This is a genomic window from Polaribacter sp. BAL334, from assembly GCF_015767435.1.
Classification (GTDB): domain Bacteria; phylum Bacteroidota; class Bacteroidia; order Flavobacteriales; family Flavobacteriaceae; genus Polaribacter.
Map to the genome: position 1 here is coordinate 254,507 of NZ_JADWOV010000301.1, position 21,439 is coordinate 275,945.

At 31.6% G+C, this 21,439-nt stretch carries 26 protein-coding genes; 18 read left to right on the forward strand and 8 right to left on the reverse strand.

What is annotated here, in order from left to right:
* Positions 1 to 5 precede the first annotated feature (5 nt).
* Complete coding sequence (locus IU405_RS10625; protein ID WP_197438585.1) at positions 6 to 1,730, forward strand: NupC/NupG family nucleoside CNT transporter; 1,725 nt, start codon at positions 6 to 8, stop codon at positions 1,728 to 1,730.
* 79 nt (positions 1,731 to 1,809) lie between these two features.
* Positions 1,810 to 2,634, forward strand: a complete 825-nt coding sequence (locus IU405_RS10630) for a thymidylate synthase (RefSeq protein WP_197438586.1) — start codon at positions 1,810 to 1,812, stop codon at positions 2,632 to 2,634.
* A 52-nt stretch (positions 2,635 to 2,686) separates the two neighbouring features.
* Here the strand turns inward: IU405_RS10630 and IU405_RS10635 are convergent, their stop codons facing one another.
* Complete coding sequence (locus tag IU405_RS10635) at positions 2,687 to 2,983, reverse strand: isoamylase early set domain-containing protein (protein ID WP_197438587.1); 297 nt, start codon at positions 2,981 to 2,983, stop codon at positions 2,687 to 2,689.
* Positions 2,984 to 3,270: 287 nt separating this feature from the next.
* On the opposite strand from IU405_RS10635, the gene IU405_RS10640 reads away from it, so the two are divergent.
* Positions 3,271 to 3,708, forward strand: coding sequence for a hypothetical protein (locus IU405_RS10640; RefSeq protein ID WP_197438588.1), 438 nt, complete (start codon positions 3,271 to 3,273; stop codon positions 3,706 to 3,708).
* A 3-nt stretch (positions 3,709 to 3,711) separates the two neighbouring features.
* A complete protein-coding gene (locus IU405_RS10645) occupies positions 3,712 to 4,206 on the forward strand; it encodes a dihydrofolate reductase (protein WP_197438589.1) in 495 nt (164 codons plus the stop codon).
* Here the strand turns inward: IU405_RS10645 and IU405_RS10650 are convergent.
* Positions 4,199 to 4,633, reverse strand: a complete 435-nt coding sequence (locus tag IU405_RS10650) for a DUF6146 family protein (RefSeq protein WP_197438590.1) — start codon at positions 4,631 to 4,633, stop codon at positions 4,199 to 4,201. The genes IU405_RS10645 and IU405_RS10650 overlap by 8 nt on opposite strands.
* Positions 4,634 to 4,735: 102 nt before the next feature.
* On the opposite strand from IU405_RS10650, the gene IU405_RS10655 reads away from it, so the two are divergent.
* Together IU405_RS10655 and IU405_RS10660 are read left to right on the forward strand one after the other, a co-directional pair.
* Positions 4,736 to 6,082, forward strand: coding sequence for a M24 family metallopeptidase (locus IU405_RS10655; protein ID WP_197438591.1), 1,347 nt, complete (start codon positions 4,736 to 4,738; stop codon positions 6,080 to 6,082).
* A gap of 1 nt (position 6,083) precedes the next feature.
* A complete protein-coding gene (locus tag IU405_RS10660; protein WP_197438592.1) occupies positions 6,084 to 6,650 on the forward strand; it encodes a DNA-3-methyladenine glycosylase I in 567 nt (188 codons plus the stop codon).
* A gap of 30 nt (positions 6,651 to 6,680) precedes the next feature.
* On the opposite strand, the gene IU405_RS10665 is transcribed toward IU405_RS10660, so the two are convergent.
* A complete protein-coding gene (locus IU405_RS10665; protein ID WP_197438593.1) occupies positions 6,681 to 6,887 on the reverse strand; it encodes a hypothetical protein in 207 nt (68 codons plus the stop codon).
* Between the two features lie 143 nt (positions 6,888 to 7,030).
* Between IU405_RS10665 and IU405_RS10670 the strand changes: the two genes are divergently transcribed.
* Positions 7,031 to 7,417, forward strand: coding sequence for a nucleoside triphosphate pyrophosphohydrolase family protein (locus tag IU405_RS10670; RefSeq protein ID WP_197438594.1), 387 nt, complete (start codon positions 7,031 to 7,033; stop codon positions 7,415 to 7,417).
* 3 nt (positions 7,418 to 7,420) lie between these two features.
* Here IU405_RS10670 and IU405_RS10675 read toward each other — a convergent pair whose 3' ends face one another.
* The 4 genes from IU405_RS10675 to IU405_RS10690 all read right to left on the reverse strand — a co-directional run bounded on the left by IU405_RS10675 (position 7,421) and on the right by IU405_RS10690 (position 11,804).
* Complete coding sequence (locus IU405_RS10675; protein WP_197438595.1) at positions 7,421 to 7,873, reverse strand: nuclear transport factor 2 family protein; 453 nt, start codon at positions 7,871 to 7,873, stop codon at positions 7,421 to 7,423.
* Between the two features lie 16 nt (positions 7,874 to 7,889).
* Positions 7,890 to 10,334 (reverse strand): DUF4982 domain-containing protein, encoded by a 2,445-nt coding sequence (locus IU405_RS10680; RefSeq protein ID WP_197438596.1) that lies wholly within the window; start codon positions 10,332 to 10,334, stop codon positions 7,890 to 7,892.
* A 117-nt stretch (positions 10,335 to 10,451) separates the two neighbouring features.
* Entirely contained in the window at positions 10,452 to 10,652 is a 201-nt protein-coding gene (locus IU405_RS10685) for a (4Fe-4S)-binding protein (RefSeq protein WP_197438597.1), read from the reverse strand.
* A gap of 93 nt (positions 10,653 to 10,745) precedes the next feature.
* The gene (locus IU405_RS10690) at positions 10,746 to 11,804 is read right to left on the reverse strand and encodes a branched-chain amino acid aminotransferase (protein WP_197438598.1); all 1,059 of its coding nucleotides are present in this window, start codon (positions 11,802 to 11,804) and stop codon (positions 10,746 to 10,748) included.
* A gap of 125 nt (positions 11,805 to 11,929) precedes the next feature.
* On the opposite strand from IU405_RS10690, the gene IU405_RS10695 reads away from it, so the two are divergent.
* The 8 genes from IU405_RS10695 (at position 11,930) to IU405_RS10725 (ending at position 17,215) form a co-directional block, all read left to right on the forward strand.
* The gene (locus tag IU405_RS10695) at positions 11,930 to 12,436 is read left to right on the forward strand and encodes a DUF4920 domain-containing protein (protein ID WP_197438599.1); all 507 of its coding nucleotides are present in this window, start codon (positions 11,930 to 11,932) and stop codon (positions 12,434 to 12,436) included.
* Positions 12,436 to 12,864, forward strand: a complete 429-nt coding sequence (locus IU405_RS10700) for a hypothetical protein (RefSeq protein WP_197438600.1) — start codon at positions 12,436 to 12,438, stop codon at positions 12,862 to 12,864. Before IU405_RS10695 ends, IU405_RS10700 begins: the two co-directional genes overlap by 1 nt.
* Positions 12,861 to 13,520 carry a tRNA (5-methylaminomethyl-2-thiouridine)(34)-methyltransferase MnmD gene (gene mnmD / locus IU405_RS10705; protein ID WP_197438601.1) on the forward strand — a complete coding sequence of 220 codons (660 nt, stop codon included), beginning with the start codon at positions 12,861 to 12,863 and terminating at the stop codon, positions 13,518 to 13,520. The genes IU405_RS10700 and mnmD overlap by 4 nt, the downstream gene beginning before the upstream one ends.
* 89 nt (positions 13,521 to 13,609) lie before the next feature.
* Positions 13,610 to 13,741, forward strand: a complete 132-nt coding sequence (locus IU405_RS15785) for a hypothetical protein (protein ID WP_262894641.1) — start codon at positions 13,610 to 13,612, stop codon at positions 13,739 to 13,741.
* Positions 13,742 to 13,751: 10 nt separating this feature from the next.
* Positions 13,752 to 14,306 carry a crossover junction endodeoxyribonuclease RuvC gene (ruvC, locus tag IU405_RS10710; protein WP_197438602.1) on the forward strand — a complete coding sequence of 185 codons (555 nt, stop codon included), beginning with the start codon at positions 13,752 to 13,754 and terminating at the stop codon, positions 14,304 to 14,306.
* Positions 14,303 to 15,436 carry a radical SAM family heme chaperone HemW gene (hemW, locus tag IU405_RS10715; protein ID WP_197438603.1) on the forward strand — a complete coding sequence of 378 codons (1,134 nt, stop codon included), beginning with the start codon at positions 14,303 to 14,305 and terminating at the stop codon, positions 15,434 to 15,436. The genes ruvC and hemW overlap by 4 nt, the downstream gene beginning before the upstream one ends.
* Before the next feature lie 75 nt (positions 15,437 to 15,511).
* Positions 15,512 to 16,264 carry a cyclase family protein gene (locus IU405_RS10720; RefSeq protein ID WP_197438604.1) on the forward strand — a complete coding sequence of 251 codons (753 nt, stop codon included), beginning with the start codon at positions 15,512 to 15,514 and terminating at the stop codon, positions 16,262 to 16,264.
* A gap of 3 nt (positions 16,265 to 16,267) precedes the next feature.
* Positions 16,268 to 17,215 (forward strand): alpha/beta fold hydrolase, encoded by a 948-nt coding sequence (locus tag IU405_RS10725; RefSeq protein WP_197438605.1) that lies wholly within the window; start codon positions 16,268 to 16,270, stop codon positions 17,213 to 17,215.
* 19 nt (positions 17,216 to 17,234) lie between these two features.
* Here the strand turns inward: IU405_RS10725 and IU405_RS10730 are convergent, their stop codons facing one another.
* Complete coding sequence (locus IU405_RS10730; RefSeq protein ID WP_197438606.1) at positions 17,235 to 18,215, reverse strand: magnesium and cobalt transport protein CorA; 981 nt, start codon at positions 18,213 to 18,215, stop codon at positions 17,235 to 17,237.
* Between the two features lie 79 nt (positions 18,216 to 18,294).
* Here IU405_RS10730 and IU405_RS10735 point away from each other — a divergent pair, with 79 nt between their 5' ends.
* The 3 genes from IU405_RS10735 (at position 18,295) to IU405_RS10745 (ending at position 21,437) form a co-directional block, all read left to right on the forward strand.
* Positions 18,295 to 18,663 carry an MmcQ/YjbR family DNA-binding protein gene (locus IU405_RS10735; protein ID WP_197438607.1) on the forward strand — a complete coding sequence of 123 codons (369 nt, stop codon included), beginning with the start codon at positions 18,295 to 18,297 and terminating at the stop codon, positions 18,661 to 18,663.
* 113 nt (positions 18,664 to 18,776) lie between these two features.
* Positions 18,777 to 19,733 (forward strand): dihydrodipicolinate synthase family protein, encoded by a 957-nt coding sequence (locus IU405_RS10740; protein WP_197438608.1) that lies wholly within the window; start codon positions 18,777 to 18,779, stop codon positions 19,731 to 19,733.
* A 120-nt stretch (positions 19,734 to 19,853) separates the two neighbouring features.
* Complete coding sequence (locus IU405_RS10745) at positions 19,854 to 21,437, forward strand: aldehyde dehydrogenase (NADP(+)) (protein ID WP_197438609.1); 1,584 nt, start codon at positions 19,854 to 19,856, stop codon at positions 21,435 to 21,437.
* Positions 21,438 to 21,439 lie beyond the last annotated feature (2 nt).

Consider the following 21,439-nt stretch of genomic DNA (forward strand, 5'->3'; position numbering starts at 1 on the left):
ACTTTATGAAACATATTTTAATAGCGTTTTTTTTCCTAATTTCTTTAAACTCTTTTGGTCAACAATTAGAAAATAATTGGAAATTTTCATCCATAAAAAAACAATCAAGTGATGAAATTGTAACAATTGATTCTACAGACATTCTTTCACTATTTGACGGAAAATTTACGTTTAAATTAAAGCAAAATTCAGACTCAATCTCCTCAGGAAATTACATCAGACAGCATAATTTATTGATTCTTAATTTCAATAAACCTAAAGATACAGTTCGTTATTTCAATATTGTTTCTCTGGATTCTTTACAACTTGTTTTAACTGAAAATGATACGAATTACAAGTTGAGTTCTTCCATTGCTGCACAAAAAAATGTTCCAAACGAATCAGAAATTTCTAAAAATACTATTTCAAATGAAATAAAACCTAGTCAAGGATTTTCAATTGAAAGTCTTTGGAGAGGCGTTTTAGGAATGTTTGTGTTGATAATCATCACATTTTTATTCAGTAGTAATCGAAAAGCGATTGATTGGAAAAAAGTTGGAATTGGTTTATCATTACAATTGATCATTGCAATTGGAGTTTTGAAAGTGCCATTTATTCAAAGTATTTTCGAATTTGTTGGAGGAATTTTCATTTCTATTTTAGAATATACCAAAGCTGGAAGTAAGTTTTTGTTTGAAGGTTTAGTAGCAGATATGAATACTTTTGGATACATTTTTGCCTTCCAAGTTTTGCCTACAATTATCTTTTTCTCAGCATTAACCTCCTTACTTTTTTATCTTGGAATCATTCAAAAAGTAGTAAAATGGTTGGCAATAGCATTGTCCAAATTCCTTGGAATTTCGGGAATGGAGAGTTTATCAGTTGCAGGAAATATTTTTCTTGGTCAAACTGAAGCGCCACTTTTAATCAAAGCATATTTGGAAAAAATGAACAGATCTGAAATGCTTTTGGTCATGATTGGTGGAATGGCTACTGTTGCAGGTGCTGTTTTGGCAGCTTATATCGGATTTTTAGGTGGAGGTGATAAAGCTTTAGAGTTGATTTTTGCGAAACATTTATTGGCAGCTTCAGTAATGGCAGCTCCTGGAGCGATTGTAATTTCAAAAATTTTATATCCACAAACTGAAAAAGTAAATACTGATGTTAGTGTATCTCAAGAAAAAATTGGTTCCAATATTTTGGATGCTATTGCAAATGGAACTACTGAAGGCTTGCGATTGGCAGTAAATGTTGGAGCAATGTTATTGGTTTTTGTAGCAATTATAGCCATGTTAAACGGAATTTTGGGTTGGGTAGGAGAACTTACAACGTTGAATTCTTGGATGGCAAAAAATACTGCGTACACAACTTTTTCTATTGAAGCTATTTTGGGATATTTATTTGCACCTTTAATGTGGTTGATTGGTGTAGCTAAAGAAGACATGGCTTTGATGGGGCAATTATTAGGTATTAAATTGGCTGCAAGTGAGTTTATTGCTTATATTCAGTTGGCTGATTTGAAAAATATCGCAAGTGCTGTTCATTTAAATTATGATAAATCGATTATCATGGCAACTTATATGTTGTGTGGTTTTGCCAATTTTGCTTCCATTGGAATTCAAATAGGAGGAATTGGATCTTTAGCACCAAAACAACGAAAAACCTTATCTGAATTTGGAATGAAAGCATTGATTGGTGGTACAATAGCCTCTTTGATGTCTGCTGCCATTGCAGGAATGATTATTGGTTAATAACTTATTAAGAATTTTTTTTAAAGCATCAAGAATTTTTATTGATGCTTTTTTATTTTTACACAAATAATGAAGGATTATGAAACAATACCATGATTTAGTAAAACACGTTTTAGAAAACGGAAATGAAAAAGGAGACAGAACTGGAACTGGAACAAAAAGTGTTTTTGGCTATCAAATGCGTTTTGATTTGAGTGAAGGTTTTCCAATGGTAACCACAAAAAAATTGCATTTAAAATCAATAATTTATGAGTTATTATGGTTCATAAAAGGTGATACGAATATCAATTATTTACAAGAAAATGGTGTCCGAATTTGGAATGAATGGGCAGATGAAAATGGTGATTTAGGTCCAGTTTATGGTCATCAATGGCGCAATTGGAATAGTGATGAAATTGATCAGCTGAAAGAAGTCATTGAAACTTTACAAAAGAATCCAAATTCAAGAAGAATGTTGGTTTCTGCTTGGAATCCATCAGTGTTGCCAGATACCTCCAAATCTTTTGCTGAAAATGTAGCTAATGGAAAAGCAGCATTGCCTCCTTGTCATGCATTTTTTCAGTTTTATGTGGCTGATGGTAAATTATCTTGCCAATTATACCAAAGAAGTGCTGATATCTTTTTAGGAGTCCCTTTTAATATTGCTTCTTACGCATTGTTTACGATGATGATAGCACAAGTTTGTGGTTTCGAGGCAGGTGAATTTATTCACACTTTTGGTGATGCTCATATCTATAACAATCATATTGAACAATTGGAATTGCAACTGTCAAGAGACATCAGGCCTTTGCCAACTATGAAAATCAATCCAGCAATAAAAAATATCGAAGATTTTACATTCGAAGATTTTGAATTACTCAATTACGATCCACATCCTCACATCAAAGGAATTGTTGCGGTTTAAAAACAAATAAAAAAAAGAGCTTTCTAAATTTAGAAAGCTCTTTTTAATTTTTTTACAAACTCAACACGCTATTTTCTGCTCCAGCAAAATCGCTCCAAGCATAGCTGTCAGCTTCTTCATCATTCACATAGTCACCATCAACTAAGTATTTGAATTCATAAGAAATTCCAGATTCTAAATCGACTGTACCTTTAAATGTACCATTTTTCAATTTGCTAAGTGGAGTTGCTTTTTCATCCCAACCATTAAAACTTCCTACAACTGCAACATTTTCTGCGTTTTCAGGTTGTATAGAAAAAGTTACTTTACAAACTGGTTTGCTTTTTAAAAATTGTTTTTTGATAGCCATAATTTTATGTTTAAATTATCGAGGTAAAATTAGATAAGAACTTTGTGATGGCAAATTTTATTGATGTTGAATTGATTCGATTTGCGAGTTTGGTAAAATCTTCACTCAAAAACCTCACAATTCAGAATAAAACAATTGTTAAATTGTAGGATTTTTAAAATCTTATGAATTTTTTTTTCATTGATTTTCAGCACTTTTGCTCCTAAAACGGTTTCGTAAACAGTATTTTTTTTATCAAAAATGATAAAAAACATCAAATCTGAACACTTTTGCATTATTTTTGAAGCATGAGAATAACTTTCCTATTTTTTTACACGTTATTTTTTAATTCAATAGTTTCTCAAGAGAATACTAAAATTTACTCTTTGAATGATGTTGAGGAATTTCCTGTTTTTTATCAAATTGAATTTCAGCATTCGCAAAAAAATAAATTAGTAGTTTTTCAAGCAAAATTGCAGCAGTATTTTATTACAAATATGGATGCAAAAAAGCTAATTCATTTTGAATCAAGTTCGCCACTTAGTTTAAAATTATTGGCAACTTTTGATGGTAAATTACTTATTGAAAATACCTCAGATTTCAACAATTTACAATTAGTAGAATTAAACAAAATTCTTGAAAAACTCAGCATCAAAAAAGCAGCTATGAAAGCAGGAAAAGAAGTGTCTGTAACATTTTCAATTCCTTTACAATTAAAATTTACAGAGATTAAAACCGTCAAATAATTTATGATTACACTTATTGCTGCCATTGCTCAAAACAATGCTTTAGGAAAAAACAATGATTTGATTTGGCATTTACCTGCCGATTTAAAGCATTTTAGGCAATTGACTACAGGTCATCATATCATTATGGGCAGAAAAACATATGAATCTATTGGCAAACCTTTGCCTAATAGAACTACAATTATAGTTACTAGAAATAAAGAGTATTTTCAAGAAGGATGTTTGACAGCCTCAAGTTTGGAAGAGGCAATTGAAATCTGTAAAAACGAAAAAACTGTTTGTATTGTTGGTGGAGAACAAATTTACAGGCAAGCCCTTGAGAATAATGTTGTTGATTTTTTAGAAATCACTTTGGTACATCACGAATTTGATGCTGATGCTTTTTTTCCAAAAATTGATATAACTATTTGGGAAGAAATTTCAAGAGAGGATTTTAAGGCAGATGAAAAAAACAAATACGATTATAGTTTTTTTAAATATCAGAAAAAATCTAATTAATTCTAATATTCGTAAATCCACCTCCTAAATTCATTCTATATTTTTGTTGAGCAAACAAAAAATAATTGAATAATTTATAATTCACTTCATAGCCATAATCAATATTTGGTTGATAATCAATGATATTTTCGTAGATATTTGGATTGTATTGTAATGGATTTTGTGCTCTCATGTTCCAAGTTGTCACCCAAGCAATGTTTCGAACTTCCATATAATTTTGAGTGTAGTAACCAACAGGTTGAGCAACAGCGTTCAAAAAATAGTTGAATCCAGGATCAATAATGATAATTTCATACTCTAAACTATCATTTGCAATTACAACAGGTTCCTCTTTTTCAATCGTTTTTTTTGAAATTGGCACAGAACTACAATTCCATAAAATAAGAGAAATTAAAGAAAATAGGACAAGTGGTTTTAGGATTTTCATCTTACAAATGAATTAAGTACTGTAAATTTGCAAAAAATATTTCAAATTCGATTGGTTTTCATCTCTTTTAACAGTATTTTTAAAATCTTTAAAATCAATGTTATGCTCAAAAAAATTCTTTATATCTGTATAATTTTAGGCTCTTTCTCTTGTCAAAAAAACAACAATGAAATTCCAAAATTTACTATTTTATCGGAAAAAGAACGTGCTATTTTGAAAGACGAACTTTTGGAAGATCGTTTTTCAAATCTTTTACCAAAATTAATGGACGATTCAGGTATTGATATGTGGTTGTTGATTTCAAGAGAGTATAATGAAGATCCTGTTTTGAAAACCATGTTGCCTGCAACTTGGTTAAATGCTCGTAGAAGAACCATCATTGTTTTTTATAGAAACAAAGAAAAAAATACATTAGAACGTTTGGCAGTTGCAAGATATGATATTGGAAAAAGTATCAAATCAGCTTGGAATAAAGAACAACAACCTGATCAATGGAAAGCGTTAACGGCGATTATCGAAGAGAAAAATCCAAACAAAATAGGAATGAATTTCTCAAAACACTTTGCTTTGGCTGATGGTTTGGTAAAAACAGATTATGAAGAATTTTTAGAGAATTTACCAACAGCATTTCATTCAAAAATTGTGTCTGCAGAAAATTTGGCTATTGCTTGGATAGAAACCAGAACAGCAAAAGAAATGCTGCTTTTCAAAGATTTAGTAAAAATTACGCATGACATTATTGATGAAGCTTTTTCTGATAAAATGATCAAACCCGGAATCACAACTACTGAAGATGTGGTTTGGTTTTTACGTCAAAAAGTGACTGATTTGGGTTTAGAAACTTGGTTTCATCCCACTATTGATGTCCAAAGAAAAAATGACCCATTAAAATCGCATATCGAATCTTTTTCGAAACAAAAAGAAGAAGAAATTATTGTAGAAGGCGATTTATTACATTGTGATTTTGGAATTACTTATATAGGTTTAAATACTGATTGTCAGCAACATGCATATGTTTTAAAATCAAATGAAAATGAAGTTCCCTCTTTTTTGAAAGAAGCTTTTCAAAAAGGAAATCGTGTACAAGACTTGCTTACATCCAACATGAAATCTGGAAAAACTGGAAATGAAATTTTGTCAAAATCTTTAGCTGATGGAAAAAATGAAGGATTAAGGCCCTCAATTTACACACATCCTTTAGGTACTTTTGGGCACAGTGCAGGAACCACAATTGGCATGTGGGATTCACAAAATGGTGTGCCTTTTACAGGTGATTACGCTTTGCGAAAAAATACAGTGTATGCTATTGAGTTAAATACCACAGTTTTCATCAAAGAATGGAACAAAGACATCAGAATTATGTTGGAGGAAGCTGGATTTTTTGGAGATGATTTTTTTGAATATGTAAATGAACGTCAAACAGCAATCAAACCAATCAAAGCAAAATAATATGAAAAATCGTTGTTTTTGGGTCACAGATAGTAAAATCTATCAAGAATATCATGATCATGAATGGGGAGTTCCTGTTTTTGATGATGCCATTTTATTCGAATTTTTGTTGCTTGAAACCTTTCAAGCAGGATTGAATTGGTTGACAATTTTAAATAAAAGAGAAAATTTCAGAAAAGCTTTTGATGATTTTGATTACCAAAAAATCGCCACATATTCTGAATCTAAGTACCAAGAATTATTGCAAAATGAGGGAATTATCAGAAATCGTTTGAAGATTCAAAGTGCCATCACAAATGCACAATTATTTATGGAAATTCAAGCAGAATTTGGTTCTTTTTCTAGCTTTATTTGGAGTTATGTTGATGGAAAACCAATAGTAAATTGTTGTCATCAAAGAGAAGAAGTTCCTGCAAAAACTATAATTTCTGATAAAATTTCTAAAGATTTGAAAAAACGCGGATTCAAATTTGTGGGCTCAACAGTCATGTATGCTTTTATGCAGGCAGTTGGAATGGTCAATGATCATACAAGAAATTGCTTTAAATTTCATGACTCATGCAAGTAAAATGTTGATAAAAACCCTAATTATTGAAAATTAGTTTCCGAAAATAATTCTCAGAGCCACAAAAATAGCGATGATAATTCCACCATAAATAGCTACTTTTTTACCTGCATTTTTATAATAACGCTCGTGATTTTTGATGTCTTTTTTATAACTCCAAACTAAAACTGAAGTAAAAGCAATCACAAAAAAGAGGATAAAAATGATTCTTCCAGTAGAAAAAAAGGCACTTAAAAACATAGCTATAATTCTTAATTGATTTTAAAAAAAATCAGACTTCTTTTAAAAAAGTTTCTGTATTTTTCGAATGCAAAATTACGAATTAAATCAAGAAAGAATGCTATTTTTCAATTGTTAAAAATAGTCTAAAATCCATCTAAAAAATGAAAGATAAAATACAAGCAGTAACCGATTTTCATGAAGCTTTTAAACTGAATATTCAACAAAAACCAACAGTTGATATTGGCGAAGACCGAAAATTATTGCGCTATAAATTGATGCGCGAAGAAAACGAAGAATATTTAGAAGCTGCAAATAATAACGATTTGGTGGAAGTTGCAGATGCTTTAGGAGACATGTTATACATTCTTTGTGGCACTATTATCGAGCATGGAATGCAAGACAAAATTGAGGAAGTTTTCAATGAAATTCAACGCAGTAATATGAGTAAATTGGGTGAAGATGGCAAACCCATTTACAGAGAAGATGGAAAAGTGTTAAAAGGACCTAATTATTTTAAACCAAATATTGAAGAAATTTTGAATAAATAAAAATCATTGCTCAATCACAAAAATCTTATTAGTGATTTTCCAATTTTGATTTATTTTTTGGAGTGATAAAATATCGATATAAGTAATTGTATCCACTTTCATACTGATTTTTGCACTTGCTATTTTTTGATCAACAATATCTATATTCAAAATAGTCAAAGCACATTTTTTTAAAACATCATCTGATAATTTCTCTCTAGAACTCCATTTTTGAATTAAATCTTTAAAGAAATGATTTTGGAAACCTATGATTTTTTCATCTTTTAAAATGGGAACCTTCATTGTTCCATTTTGATGATCAAATGCTTTTTCTAAAAGCATAAAATCTCTATTAATGTATCCATTGTAATAATTTTCAATGGTGGTTTTTATCAAATCTACCTCGTTTTTTTTATCTTGACTAAAAGTCGAGAATGATAAAAGGAGTAGAAAAATGATGAGAGATTTTTTAATCATTACTTTAATTTTAAAATCAATCATTTAAAACAGCTTCCAATTCAATAATTCCCTTTTTCAAGCCTTTTCCTGAAACTTTCAATTCAATTTTTCCAGCTTCTTTTGTGGATTTTACCAAAACAACCAATTTTCCACTAAATAATTTCATCGTTGGCAAATGAAACAATTCTAATGAAGTTGCATCACCATTACAAGCAGCTCTAAAAGTACCTTTTCCAGTTACTTCAAATTGCAATTGGTTGGTGGCTGTTGGGCAAGGAATTCCGTTTTTATCCACTACAGAAACCGTCACAAAACTCAAATCTTCTCCATTAGATTTGATGGTTTTTCTATCAGTTTCTAAGACTATTTTATGTGGTTTTCCAGCAGTTTTCATTTCTTTTTCAGCAATAGCTTTTCCGTTTTTGTCGAAAGCAACTACTTTTAAAATTCCTGGTTCGTAAATGACATCATTCCATAGTAAACGATATCGCTCTTGTGGATTTCCATTTTTGATTTTTTTCTGAATTCCTTGGCTTTTTCCGTTCACAAAAAGTTCAGCACTTTCATAATTGGTATACACAAAAACAGGCGTTTTTTCTCCTTCACGTCCTTCCCAATTCCAATGTGGTAAAATGTGTAAAGTTTCGGCTTTGGTATTCCATCTACTTCTGTATAAATAATAGCGGTCTTTTGGAATTCCTGCCAAATCAATCATGCCAAAATACGAACTTCTTGAAGGCCATTTTTCGTCATAAGGAGTTGGTTCGCCCAAATAATCAAAACCTGTCCAAACAAATTCGCCAATAACCCAAGGTTTATCATCTTGCAAAATAAAATCGTCTTCAGGCAAATTAGACCAACTGCAATATTCCAAATCATAAGACGAACTTTGAAAATCGTCATATTGTTTCATAGACCCTTTTTCTACAGGAAATTTATAAATACCCCTTGAACTCACAGTGGATGCAGTTTCAGAACCCAAAATAAATCCTTGAGGAAATTTTTCATACGCTTCTTCATACAAATGAACACGATAATTCAATCCTGGAATGTCCATTATGGCACCAAAACCAGATTCCATCACTGCTTTTACTTGATCCATTCCAACAGTTACTGGTCTTGTTGGGTCTTCTGTATGGAAAATATCTTGCAACCATTTGGCACGTTTTACGCCTTCAGTTCCCCATTGATCAGGCACTTCATTTCCTGAACTCCACATAACTATTGATGGATGATTTCTGGTTGCACGAACTAAATTTACGATGTCTTTTTCAGCATATTCATCAAAAAATCGATTGTAACCATTTTCTACTTTGGGTTTTTTCCATTCGTCAAATGATTCTGCTAAAAATAAAAAACCCATATCGTCTGCCAATTCTAGTTGCTCAAAAGAAGGCATATTGTGCGAACTTCTGATGGCATTCACGCCCATATCTTTTAGAATAATCATCTGTCTTTTTAAAGCAGCTATATTGATAGCAGTTCCTAATGGACCTAAATCATGATGCAAACAAACGCCCTTAAATTTGGTGATTTCTCCATTTAAAACAAATCCTTTTTCGCGAGTAAATTCAATTTTCCGAACACCAAAACGCGTGGTTATTTCATCAGAAAGTTTGTTATTGACGAAATATTCCGTTTTTGCGGTGTATAAATAAGGAGTTTCAGGACTCCATAATGTTGGATTTTCTAGTGGAATATTTTGTTCAAATTCATGTCCAAAAATCGTACTTGATTCTTTAGAAATTAATGTTTTTCCTTCAGCATCAAAAATGGTTGTTTTTACAAATCCTTTATCTGAATTTATCCTTGTTTTTATATTGATTTTGGCGAGAGAATCTGTCACAAAAGGTGTTGTGATAAAAGTTCCCCATTGAGCAATACTCTCTTGATTTTTGATAATCAAACGAACATTTCTATACAAACCAGCTCCTGGATACCATCTTGAAGCAAATTCTTTATTGGTGAGTTTTACAGCGATTGTATTTTTACCTTCAATGATGTTTTCTGAAATGTCAAAATAAAAATAACTGTATCCATATTTCCATTCACCTACTTTTTTTCCGTTGATAAAAACTTCAGGTTCACTCATTGCACCTTCAAAAAGCAACATGATTTTTTTCGAAGTTTCAATTGTAGAAAGACTAAATTCATTGCGATACCAAGCTGTTCCTATGTGAGGCAAGGAGCCTGTTCTGCCAGTTTTTTCTGTTGGAATTTTTTCTCCATTTTGAGTAATTGCCACATTTTGTTTGTCAATTTCTTTGTCAAAAGGACCATAAATTGCCCAATCATGAGGCACAGAAACTTTTTGCCATTTTGCATCATCAAAAGTGATGTTTTGTGCATTTTCAATAATTCCTTTTTGAAACTTCCAGTTTTCTTTTAATGTGATGACTTTTCTTGTTTGAGCTTGAAAACTTAGTGATAAAACACTTAAAAAAAGGATAGCAATTGATTTAAAATTTGAAATTATCATTGAGTGATTAAATGTTGTTTTTTAAAGAAAAAACGGTTTAAAATGTAGCAAACGATTCACTTTTATATTTGTTGTTAGAAAAACAAAATAGTCAATAAATTTTTTATTCAACCCAAATTATCGAACAATACTCAAAGCTCCTGAAGGGCATTTTGCAACTTGATCAATAATTTCTTGCTTTGTAGCGTTTTCTTGCTGAATCCAAGGTTTTTTAGTGGGTTTAAAAACTGCGGATAATCCTTTCACACAATTCGCAGAATGTGTACATTTTTCTGGTTCCCAACCAATTTTGATGTCTTCTTTTGGATATGTTTTCATCAGATAGATTTTATGATTTGAAAGGTACTCAAAATTTATGAAACAAAAAAAGCACCAACTTTTGATTGGTGCTTTCACTATGATTTTATAAAATTAATCAACAAAAACCCTCCATCCATAAGGATCTGCAGCTTTATTGGTTTGAATGTCAGTTATTTTTTTCTTCAATTGAGAAGCAAAAGAATCTTCTAAAACTGGCAATTCATAATCGTTTTCTTGATATCCAAAACCAGCAATTGGCGAAATTACAGCAGCAGTTCCTGCACCAAACATTTCTTTTAAATTACCATTTTTTGCTGCTTCTACAACTTCTCCAACTGAAATTTTTCTTACTTCTGTTTGAATTCCAGCATCTTCTGCAATTTGTAAAATACTCTTTCTGGTTATTCCATCTAAAATACGATCACTTGTAGGACTCGTTATTAAGGTATCATTGATACGAATAAAAATATTCATAGCGCCAGCTTCTTCAATAAATTGATGCGTATTATCATCTGTCCAAATAACTTGATTATAGCCTTTGTCCATCGCTAATTGTGTTGGGTAAAATTGCGCAGCATAGTTTCCACCAGCTTTTGCATATCCTACTCCACCATTCGCAGCACGTGCATATTTTTCTTCTATTAATACTTTTACTTTTCCGGCAAAATAAGCTCCTGAAGGTGCAGTTGCAATGATGAATTTATATTCATTAGCTGGTGAAGCGTGAAACCCATTTCCAGTTGCAAACATAAATGGTCTTATATATAAAGAACTTCCGTCGTTTGTTGGAATCCAATCGTTATCAACTTTTAAAAGTTCTTTTAAACCCTCCATAAAAATCTCTTCAGGAATTTGAGGAATCATCAAACGTTCAGCTGATTTATTCAATCGTTTCCAGTTATCTAAAGGTCTGAAAAGCAAGGTTTTTCCAGCTTCATCTTTATAGGCTTTCATCCCTTCAAAAATGGATTGTCCATAATGAAAAATCTTCGAAGATGGGTCTAGTGAAATTGGTGAAAATGGCTTAATTACGGGAGTTTCCCAAGCGCCATTTTTAAAGTTACACTCTAGCATGTGGTCAGAATAAACACTACCAAAAGGTAAATTGCTAAAATCTACTGAGGTTATCTTCGATTTTTCTATGCGTTGAATTTCTATTTGAGTTGTCATTATAGAATTTTAATTTTTATAATTGCTGCAAAGTTACATAAATTATTTATCTGAAAAAGCCTTAAAAAAACGCTTTGTTTTTTAAATTTCCTACCTTTGTAAAAAATAAATCAAAATCAAAAAACATGAGATTAATTGTAAAAACAATTCTAGTTGCTTTGCTAGTTTTTACTGCTTGTAAAAATGAAAGATCAGAAAAAAAAGCTACAGAAACTCCTGAAACTACTGCAAGTTTTGACTCTTTTGGAGCCGTTATTTCTGAGAATGATGCACTTTCATCTGCTGAAATGTTATCAAAATTCAATTCATTACAAGTTGGTGACACTTTGAATGTTAAATTTGCCTCTTCTATCAAAGAAGTGTGTTCTAAAAAGGGATGTTGGATGAAACTTCCTTTAAATTTAGAAACAGAAACAATGGTTCGTTTTAAAGACTATGGTTTTTTTATGCCTTTAGATTCAAAAGATCGTGAAGTAATTGTAGAAGGTAAAGCCTATGTAACTGAAGTTTCTGTAGATGATTTAAAACATTATGCAGAAGATGCAGGGAAATCTGCTGAAGAAATTGCCAAAATTACAACTCCAAAAAAGGAATTTGCTTTTGAAGCCAATGGCGTTTTAATGAAAAAATAATGAAAAAAGCTGTTCTTTTTTTATTCATTATTTTAGGGTTAAGTTGTTCAAATAAGGACAAAGAAAAATCAAATTCAACAAAAAATAGCACCTATAAGCAGTCAGAAATGGCTGCTTTAATGCTTGAAATGTATGCCTTAAATTTAGAAAACAAAGCACTCATTTTAGAAGGTAAAAAACCTAAGGAATTCCCTAGTGAATTTTTAAAAATCCATTCTGCAACACTTACAGATCCTTCAGATAGAAACGCAGCATTTGAAGGTTTTTCCGAAATTTATATAAAATCGTATGAGGAAATGCTGTTGTCTTCAACAGATTCTATGAAAGGAATGCACAATAAAACGATCAATAGTTGTATTGCTTGTCACAAAACAACGTGTATTGGGCCGATTCCAAAAATTAAAAAGTTGCTAATTTCAACAAATTGAAAAGAGAAATACGCATCACTTCTGATGGTTCAACTACGATTCATTTGCCTGAATGGAATGAACAATATCATTCAAAACATGGTGCTATTCAAGAAGCAAAACATGTGTTTATAAAGAATGGTTTTAGCACCATTTCCTCTGATAAAATTTCGATTTTAGAAATTGGTTTTGGAACGGGATTGAATGCATTTATTACTTTTTTAGAAGCAAAAAAATCAACAAAAAACATTGATTATGTGGGAGTTGAAGCGTATCCCGTTGAAGATTTAGAAATTCAACAACTCAATTATGTTTCGGAACTAAATGCACAAGAATTTCAAGCTATTTTTGAGGAAATGCATGCTATTTCTTGGGAAGAAAAATTTCAGATTTCAACTAATTTTTCATTGACGAAAAGAAAGCAATTTTTCAATGAAATTACGGATGAAAATACGTTTGATATCATCTTTTTTGATGCTTTTGGTGTGAGAGTTCAACCAGAATTATGGACGGAAATAATTTTCTCAAAAATGTACAAAGCATTGAAAAACGATGGGATTTTAGTAACGTATGCTGCAGCAGGAAGTGTAAGAAGAGCAATGCAATCTGTAGGATTTACCATTGAAAAATTGCAAGGACCACCAGGAAAGAGAGAAATGTTGAGAGGAGTAAAATAGTTTTTAGTCTTTAGTTGTTAGTTGTTGGTTTTTTGAAATATTTTTAAAAAATTATTGATTAAGTTTGTACTTATTTCAATAACTACAAGATGGAATTCAGACGAAAATTTGGAAGGAAAAAAGAGAAAAAATCAATAAAGGGATTGTTTTTAGTCGTTTTATTGGTGGTGGTTTTATATTTGTGGTTCAATGCAGATTCTTTGTTAAAAGCATTATTTTAAATCCCATTTTTTGATAACAGAAAAAATTATTTTAGGAATTGACCCTGGCACAACTATTATGGGTTTTGGACTCATTAAAGTGGTTGGAAAAAAGATGGAGTTTATTCAAATGAACGAATTGCAACTCTCAAAATACGATGATCATTACTTAAAATTAAAACATATTTTCGAACGAACTATTGAATTGATTGACACCCACAATCCTGATGAAATTGCCATTGAAGCACCTTTTTACGGAAAAAATGTGCAATCTATGTTGAAATTAGGAAGAGCGCAAGGTGTTGCCATGGCTGCAGGATTATCTCGTCAAATTCCAATAACAGAATATCTGCCAAAAAAGATAAAAATGGCCATTACAGGAAATGGAAATGCGAGCAAAGAGCAAGTCGCTTTGATGCTAAAATCCCTTTTAAATCTTCAAAGTTTACCAAAAAATTTGGACGCTACTGATGGTTTGGCTGCTGCAGTTTGTCATTTTTACAATTCTGGAAAAGTGGAAGGTGCAACCAATTATTCTGGTTGGGAAAGTTTTGTGAAACAAAATGAGAAACGAGTTAAAAAATGAGCGGCATCTACATTCACATTCCATTTTGTAAGCAAGCTTGTTATTATTGTGATTTTCATTTTTCTACTTCTTTAAAAAAGAAAGATGAAATGATTGCTGCTATTATTAAAGAAATTGAACTCAGGAAAAACGAACTCGAAAACACCATTATTGAAACCATTTATTTTGGAGGGGGTACTCCTAGTTTGTTGTCAATCAGTGAAATAAATTCAATTATGGAGGCTGTTTACGAACATCATGAAGTTGTTGAAAATCCAGAAATTACCTTGGAAGCAAATCCAGATGATTTATCAAACAAAAAAATAATTGAACTTTCTCAATCAAAAATCAACAGATTAAGTATTGGCATTCAGTCTTTTTTTGAGTACGATTTAAAATTGATGAATCGCGCTCACAATGCTGATGAAGCAAAAAAATGTTTGGAAATTGCAACTAAATATTTTGAAAATATTTCTATTGATTTGATATATGGAATTCCAGATTGTACCAATGAACAATGGATTGAAAATATCAATACTGCATTGAGTTTTGGGATTCCTCATATTTCAAGTTATGCATTGACTGTGGAGCCTAAAACTGCTTTAGCAAGTTTCATTAAAAAGGGAATCATCAAAAATGTGGATGATGAAAAAGCACAAGCACAATTTTATATTTTAAAGGATATTTTAGATAAAAATCAATTTATCCATTATGAAACTTCCAATTTTGGCAAAGAAGGATTTTTTAGTAAAAATAATACAGGATATTGGTTGGGTAAATCGTATCTTGGAATTGGCCCTTCAGCACATTCTTTTGACGGAAATCAGCGCAGTTGGAATGTAAGAAATAATGCAAAATATATCAAAGCTATTCAAGAAAATAGCTTGCCTATTGAAAGAGAAATCTTGTCAACAACCGATAAATATAATGAATATATCATGACAGGTTTGCGCACTATTTGGGGTGTTTCTATAGCTAAAATTACCCAAGATTTTGGCGAAAAATACGCTTCTTATTTGGCAATTCAATCCCAAAAATACATAGAAGATGAATTGTTGATTTTTGAAAATGGTATTTTAAAAACCACTCACAAAGGTCAGTTTTTATCAGATGGAATTGCTTCAGATTTATTCATGTTGAATTTGGCTTGATTTTTTTAAAAAATAAAAATTCAAAATAAAAATCTTAAATACTATCTTTGAAAAGCATCAAATAAAATCCTCAAAATGAAAGCAACCATTGAATACAATTCAAGAAAAATTCAAATAGATGTTTCAAAACCCATTGATATTTCAATTGCAATTGATCCAAAAAAGCAGAACGTAAATGCTTGGTATATAGAAGATCCAACCATTTTTCCACAAGAATTTGATGGTGAAAAAATTCTAGTTTCTGAGGGTGCTGTAGTCAATTTTAACAACATTCATTTCAATCCACATTCGCACATTACGCATACAGAATGTGTTGGGCATATTACTGAAAAAGTTCATTCTGTCAATCAAAATTTAAAACATTATTTTTTTCTAGCTGAGGTAATTACAGTTGCTCCAGAATTTAGAGGAGAGGATTTTGTCATTTCTCAAAAACAATTGCAAACCGCATTGAGAAACAAAAAAAGAGATGCTGTTGTGATTAGAACCTTACCAAATTTAAGAATTGATAAAAAACAAATGCGTTATTCCAATACAAATCCTCCTTATTTATTAGAGGAAACTGCCATTTATTTAAGAGAAAAAGGCATCAAACATTTGTTAGTTGATTTGCCTTCAGTGGATAAAGAAAAAGATGATGGCGAATTATTGGCACACAATGCTTTTTGGAATACTTCAGGCGAACTGAGAATGGATGCTACAATTACGGAGTTTATTTATGTGTCTAACAAAGTGAAAGATGGCGAATATTTATTGAATTTGATGATTGCTCCATTTGAAAATGATGCGACTCCCAGTAAACCAATTTTATATGAAATTTTATCATAATTTATGAGGAGAGGTTCACTTTTAAAGCGGTTTTTTTTAGGAGTTTTTTTGTTGATTTCAGTGCTTATTTATCAAGGAATTTATTCAGATATTTCGCCTGAAGAACTTAAAAAAATCTATGCAAGCAAGCATTCTAAATTCATTGAAATTGATGGAATGCAAGTGCATTATAGAGATGAAGGAACTGGTTTTCCTATTGTTTTACTGCATGGAACAGCAGCTTCCTTGCACACTTGGGGCGCTTGGAATCAAGAACTTATCAAAAATTATAGAGTCATCAGAATGGATTTGCCAGCATTTGGCATTACAGGTCCAAATAAAAACGCAGATTATTCTATTAAAAACTACACAAAATTTTTACATCAATTTTTGTCAAAATTACAAATTGAAAAATGTTATTTAGCTGGAAATTCTTTAGGAGGAAATATTGCTTGGAATTATACAGCAGAATATCCTGAAAAAATTGCCAAACTTATTTTGATAGATGCAAGTGGTTTGCCCACAAACAAAGCACAACCTTTCGTTTTTAAAATGGCAAAAACACCCATTTTAAATTCTCTTTTCTTGTATTTTACACCCAAATTTTTCATCGAAAAAAACATCAAAGAAGTGTATGCTGATGATTCAAAAATTTCATCAGAGTTGATTGAAAGATATCATAAAATGGCATTAAGAGAAGGGAACAGACAAGCTTTTATTGACAGAGCAAAAACGGATTTCACTCCAAATGAATTCAAAAATTCTGATAAATTGAGAAGCATTCAAACACCAACTTTACTTATTTGGGGTGCAAAAGATGAGTGGATTCCTTTAGAAAACGGAAAACGCATGAATAATTTGTTGCCAAATGCAACCTTATATATTATTGAGAATTCAGGACATGTTCCAATGGAAGAGAATCCAAAAGAAAGTTTGTTGATTTTAAAGGAGTTTTTTGCTGAAAGTTTTTGAAATTTTAGTTTAAAACATCCTAAAACCACTTTTTTCGTTTAAAATACCAAACAATTAAAATACCAATCAAAAACATAATTCCAATCAATATGAAATATCCGTATTGAAATTTCAGTTCGGGCATGTTTTCAAAATTCATTCCATAGATTCCTGCTAAAAATGTTAACGGAATAAAAATTACCGACAAAATTGTCAACGTTTTCATCACTTCATTCAAACGATGACCTTGAATACTGAAAATCAAGTTGATTTTACTTTCTAATTCTTGCAATTCAAAATCGATATTGGTAATTAAATTGTTAATTTGTTCTTTCAATTCACTAAAATATTTAGTGTTAAAACCTTTAATTTCGATATTTTCGAGTTTCATAACAACATCTCTCAAACTCAAGGTCGCCTTTTTGAAATTGAACAATTCCTGTTTTCTTTTCTCCACTAATGAAGTAAATTCAGGTGTTGGTTTTACTCTAGAAATATCCAAATTATCAGAACTAATGGCAGCATTTTTTTGATAGGTTTCTAGATAATTATCTACAATAGATTCCAATAACAAAAACAACAAATAATCACTTTTTTTCTTTCTAACAACTCCTTTATTCGCCTCAATTCGCTCACGAATCCAACCAAAGTAATCGCCTTTTTTTTCTTGAATACTCCACAAAAAATGAGAAGAAATCATGAAAAGCATTTGTTCTGAATTTAATTTTTTTTCGTCAGTTTTTAAAACACGAATGGTCAGAAAAATCAAATTATCCAATATAATAACTTTGTTAGGATGTTCATCGTCACTCAATAATTTCAGTAAAAAATCATCCAAATTCGAGTTTTGAACCACCATTTTACATTCATTTTTAAAATGCAATCCATATGTGTTCAGCCATTTAATTTCGTCAGAATTATCCGTTAATAAGATTTCAGAAATATCATTAAAAGTGCTCTTTTCATGCTTTTTTGGAGCATACGTAATCAATGAAGTTTGTGCGAGAAAATTGGATTCCATTTGCAAAAGAATTGTATTTTTGAATCGAAAGATACTTTTTTTAGTTGGTATTTCTATCGTTTTTTTAAAATCAATTTGTATGCACATTGAACAATTTCGAGATTTTTGTTTGTCTAAAAAAGGGGTTACTGAACATTTTCCCTTTGATGAAGTCACACTTGTATTCAAAGTAATGGGAAAAATGTTTGCTTTGGCGGGTTTGGATGATTGGGAAAAAGGGAATCAAAAAATAAACCTAAAATGCAATCCAGAATGGGCATTAGAATTACGAGAAGAATATGAAGGTATCAATCCTGGTTGGCACATGAATAAAAATTTATGGAACACAGTTGCACTAAATTCGGCAGATGTTTCTGACGAATTGGCAATAAAACTCATCAATCATTCCTATGATGAAGTAGTTAAAGGTTTGACTAAAAAATTGCAAAAAGAATTATCGGAAATGTAAATCATATTTTCCTGCAAGGTTTTCAAAACCTTGTAGGAATTAAAATAAGGAATCTCTTTTACCCATTTTTCACAGATTTTCAATAACTTTAAAGCATTAAAAAACAATTTACAATGACATTCAATTGGGAAGGCGTAATGCCTGCAGTGTTTACATGGCTAAAAGAGTCAAAATCAGGTGGTCTTGAAATTGACTTTGATACAACGCAAAAACTGGCCGCAGGTATTTTAAAAGTTCAAGGAAAGGGTGGAAGCAGAATGAGCGGACTTGTCGGTTCTGGTACTCTGGGTGAGAATAGTTATTTGAGTACCAAACAGCGACTTTCATTGCTTAAATCCCTTTCTGAGGTTGCTAAAGAATACAATGTTCCGTTGATCAGCGGAGCTTCAGCAGAAACTAAGAATGAACTTGCCAAAATAATTGAAGGACTTGCAACAGTCGGAGTTGATACAGTCATGGTTATGCCACCAAAAACGAAGGCGGTTCCTTCTGAAAAAGAAATGTATGAGTATTTTGCACTTTCTGAAGCCATTGCAAAAGAAGTAGATGTAACCATTATGCCTTATAACAATCCTGATGCAGCTGGTTATCATGCGCTATCAACAGACCTTCTCTTAAGGCTTTCTGTGCTTCCTAAAGTAACTGCGCTTAAAATATCTACTATAGATGTTTCAATTATTGAAACGTTGATGTTAGAGAACAAAGATTTAAAAATTTTAGCAGGAGTAGATACAGTTACTGTACATGCAGGACTTGCAGGAGCATGTGGTGGAATTACGGGTGTAGGTTGTATCTTTCCAAAAGCTAGTGTTACTATGCAGGAGTATATTTTAAATGGAGAATGGGCTGAGGCAAACAAAATTTCACAAGCTTTAAATTCGCTGTCGTATTTAGATGCTCAACCGCTACTTTTGGAATATCTTAAGTTGTCTATGGGAATTCATCACGATGATATTGCAGGAGGTTTACGAACCTTTGGAAAGAAATTAACAAAACAGCAAATTGACGATGTACATGCAAGATACATTCTGGCGAAAGAAAGACTTGAAGTTTTAGATTTAATAAGTTGATTTTTTATAAAAATCAAAAATGACAAACTTTCGTTTTAAACAATTATCACAGATACACTCATCATAAAAATACTTACAAAATAGTAAATTTACAAAAGAGCATTTAGAAAATAAGTAAAGATGATTACAGGAAAAAACTATATAGGAAATCAAGTATCAGCCAAAGGAAATAAAACATTTAAAACGTTTAATCCAGAATTAGACCAAGAAAATGAAATTATTTTTACAGAAGCAACTTCAGAAGAAATTGAAGAAGCAGTTTTGTTAGCTTCGATAGCTTTTAAAGAATATAGTAAAATTTCTGGTGCTAAAAAAGCGGCTTTTTTAAATGCCATTGCTGATGAAATTTTAGGGTTAGACCAAGATTTAATTCACATGTATTGTGCTGAAACTGGATTACCTGAAGGAAGAGCTATTGGCGAAAGAGGAAGAACTGTAGGTCAATTGCGTAGTTTTGCGAACCTAGTTTTAGAAGGTTCTTGGGTGGAAGCAACCATAGATTTGGCGCAACCAAAAAGAGAGCCTTTGCCAAAATCTGACCTCAGAAAAATGCTCATTCCTATTGGTCCAGTAGTAGTTTTTGGAGCTAGTAATTTTCCTTTGGCATATTCCACTGCAGGTGGAGATACAGCAGCAGCTTTGGCTGCAGGTTGTCCTGTCATTGTAAAATCGCATCCAATGCATGCTGGAACAGGTGAACTAGTAGCATCAGCAATTGTAAAAGCAGCCCAAAAAATGGGCATGCCAAATGGTGTTTTTTCCAATTTGAATTCGAGCGGAATTGAAGTTGGTCAACTTTTGGTGCAACATCCCAAAGTGAAAGCAGTTGGATTTACAGGCAGCTTCAAAGGAGGTAGAGCTTTGTACGATTTGGCTGCTAAAAGAGAGGAACCAATTCCTGTTTTTGCAGAAATGGGCAGTATCAATCCTGTAGTAATTTTGCCAAAAGCATTAAAAAATAGACATCAAGAAATCGCAAAAACCTATGCAAATTCCATTACGGTAGGAACAGGTCAGTTTTGCACCAATCCAGGATTGATATTGGGAATTCAAAGTGATGCTTTCACAAGTTTTATCAAGAATTTATCAGACGAAATCCTAAAAATTCATCCTTCTTGCATGTTGCATCCCACTATTAAAAATGGGTATGAAATCAATAAAACCAAAATTATCTCTCAAAAAAATGTTTCAGTAGTTGCAAATTTTGATCTGGAAGTTTCAAACAATTTTGCACAACAAGCAATTGTAACTGTTGATGGAACTACTTTTTTAGAAAATCCAACATTGCACTTAGAGGTTTTTGGTCCTTTTTCTATGGTTGTTCAATGTGAAAATAAAGCTGAATTGGAAACCGTAATTACTCATTTAGAAGGTCAATTGACAGGAACAATACTTGCGGATGACCAAGAAATTGAGAATTATGAAAACATCATTTTAGCCTTGCAAAATAGAGTTGGACGAATTATTTTTAATGGTGTTCCAACAGGAGTTGAAGTATGTGAATCCATGGTTCATGGAGGACCTTATCCTGCTTCTACTGATTCAAGATTTACAGCTGTTGGCGTAAATTCTATCAAACGTTGGGTAAGACCATTTTGTTATCAAGATTGGCCAAATGAATTGTTGCCCAAAGAGTTGCAGAATGAAAATCCGTTAGGAATTAATAGAAAAGTTGATGGAATTAGCACCACTGAAAAAATATAATT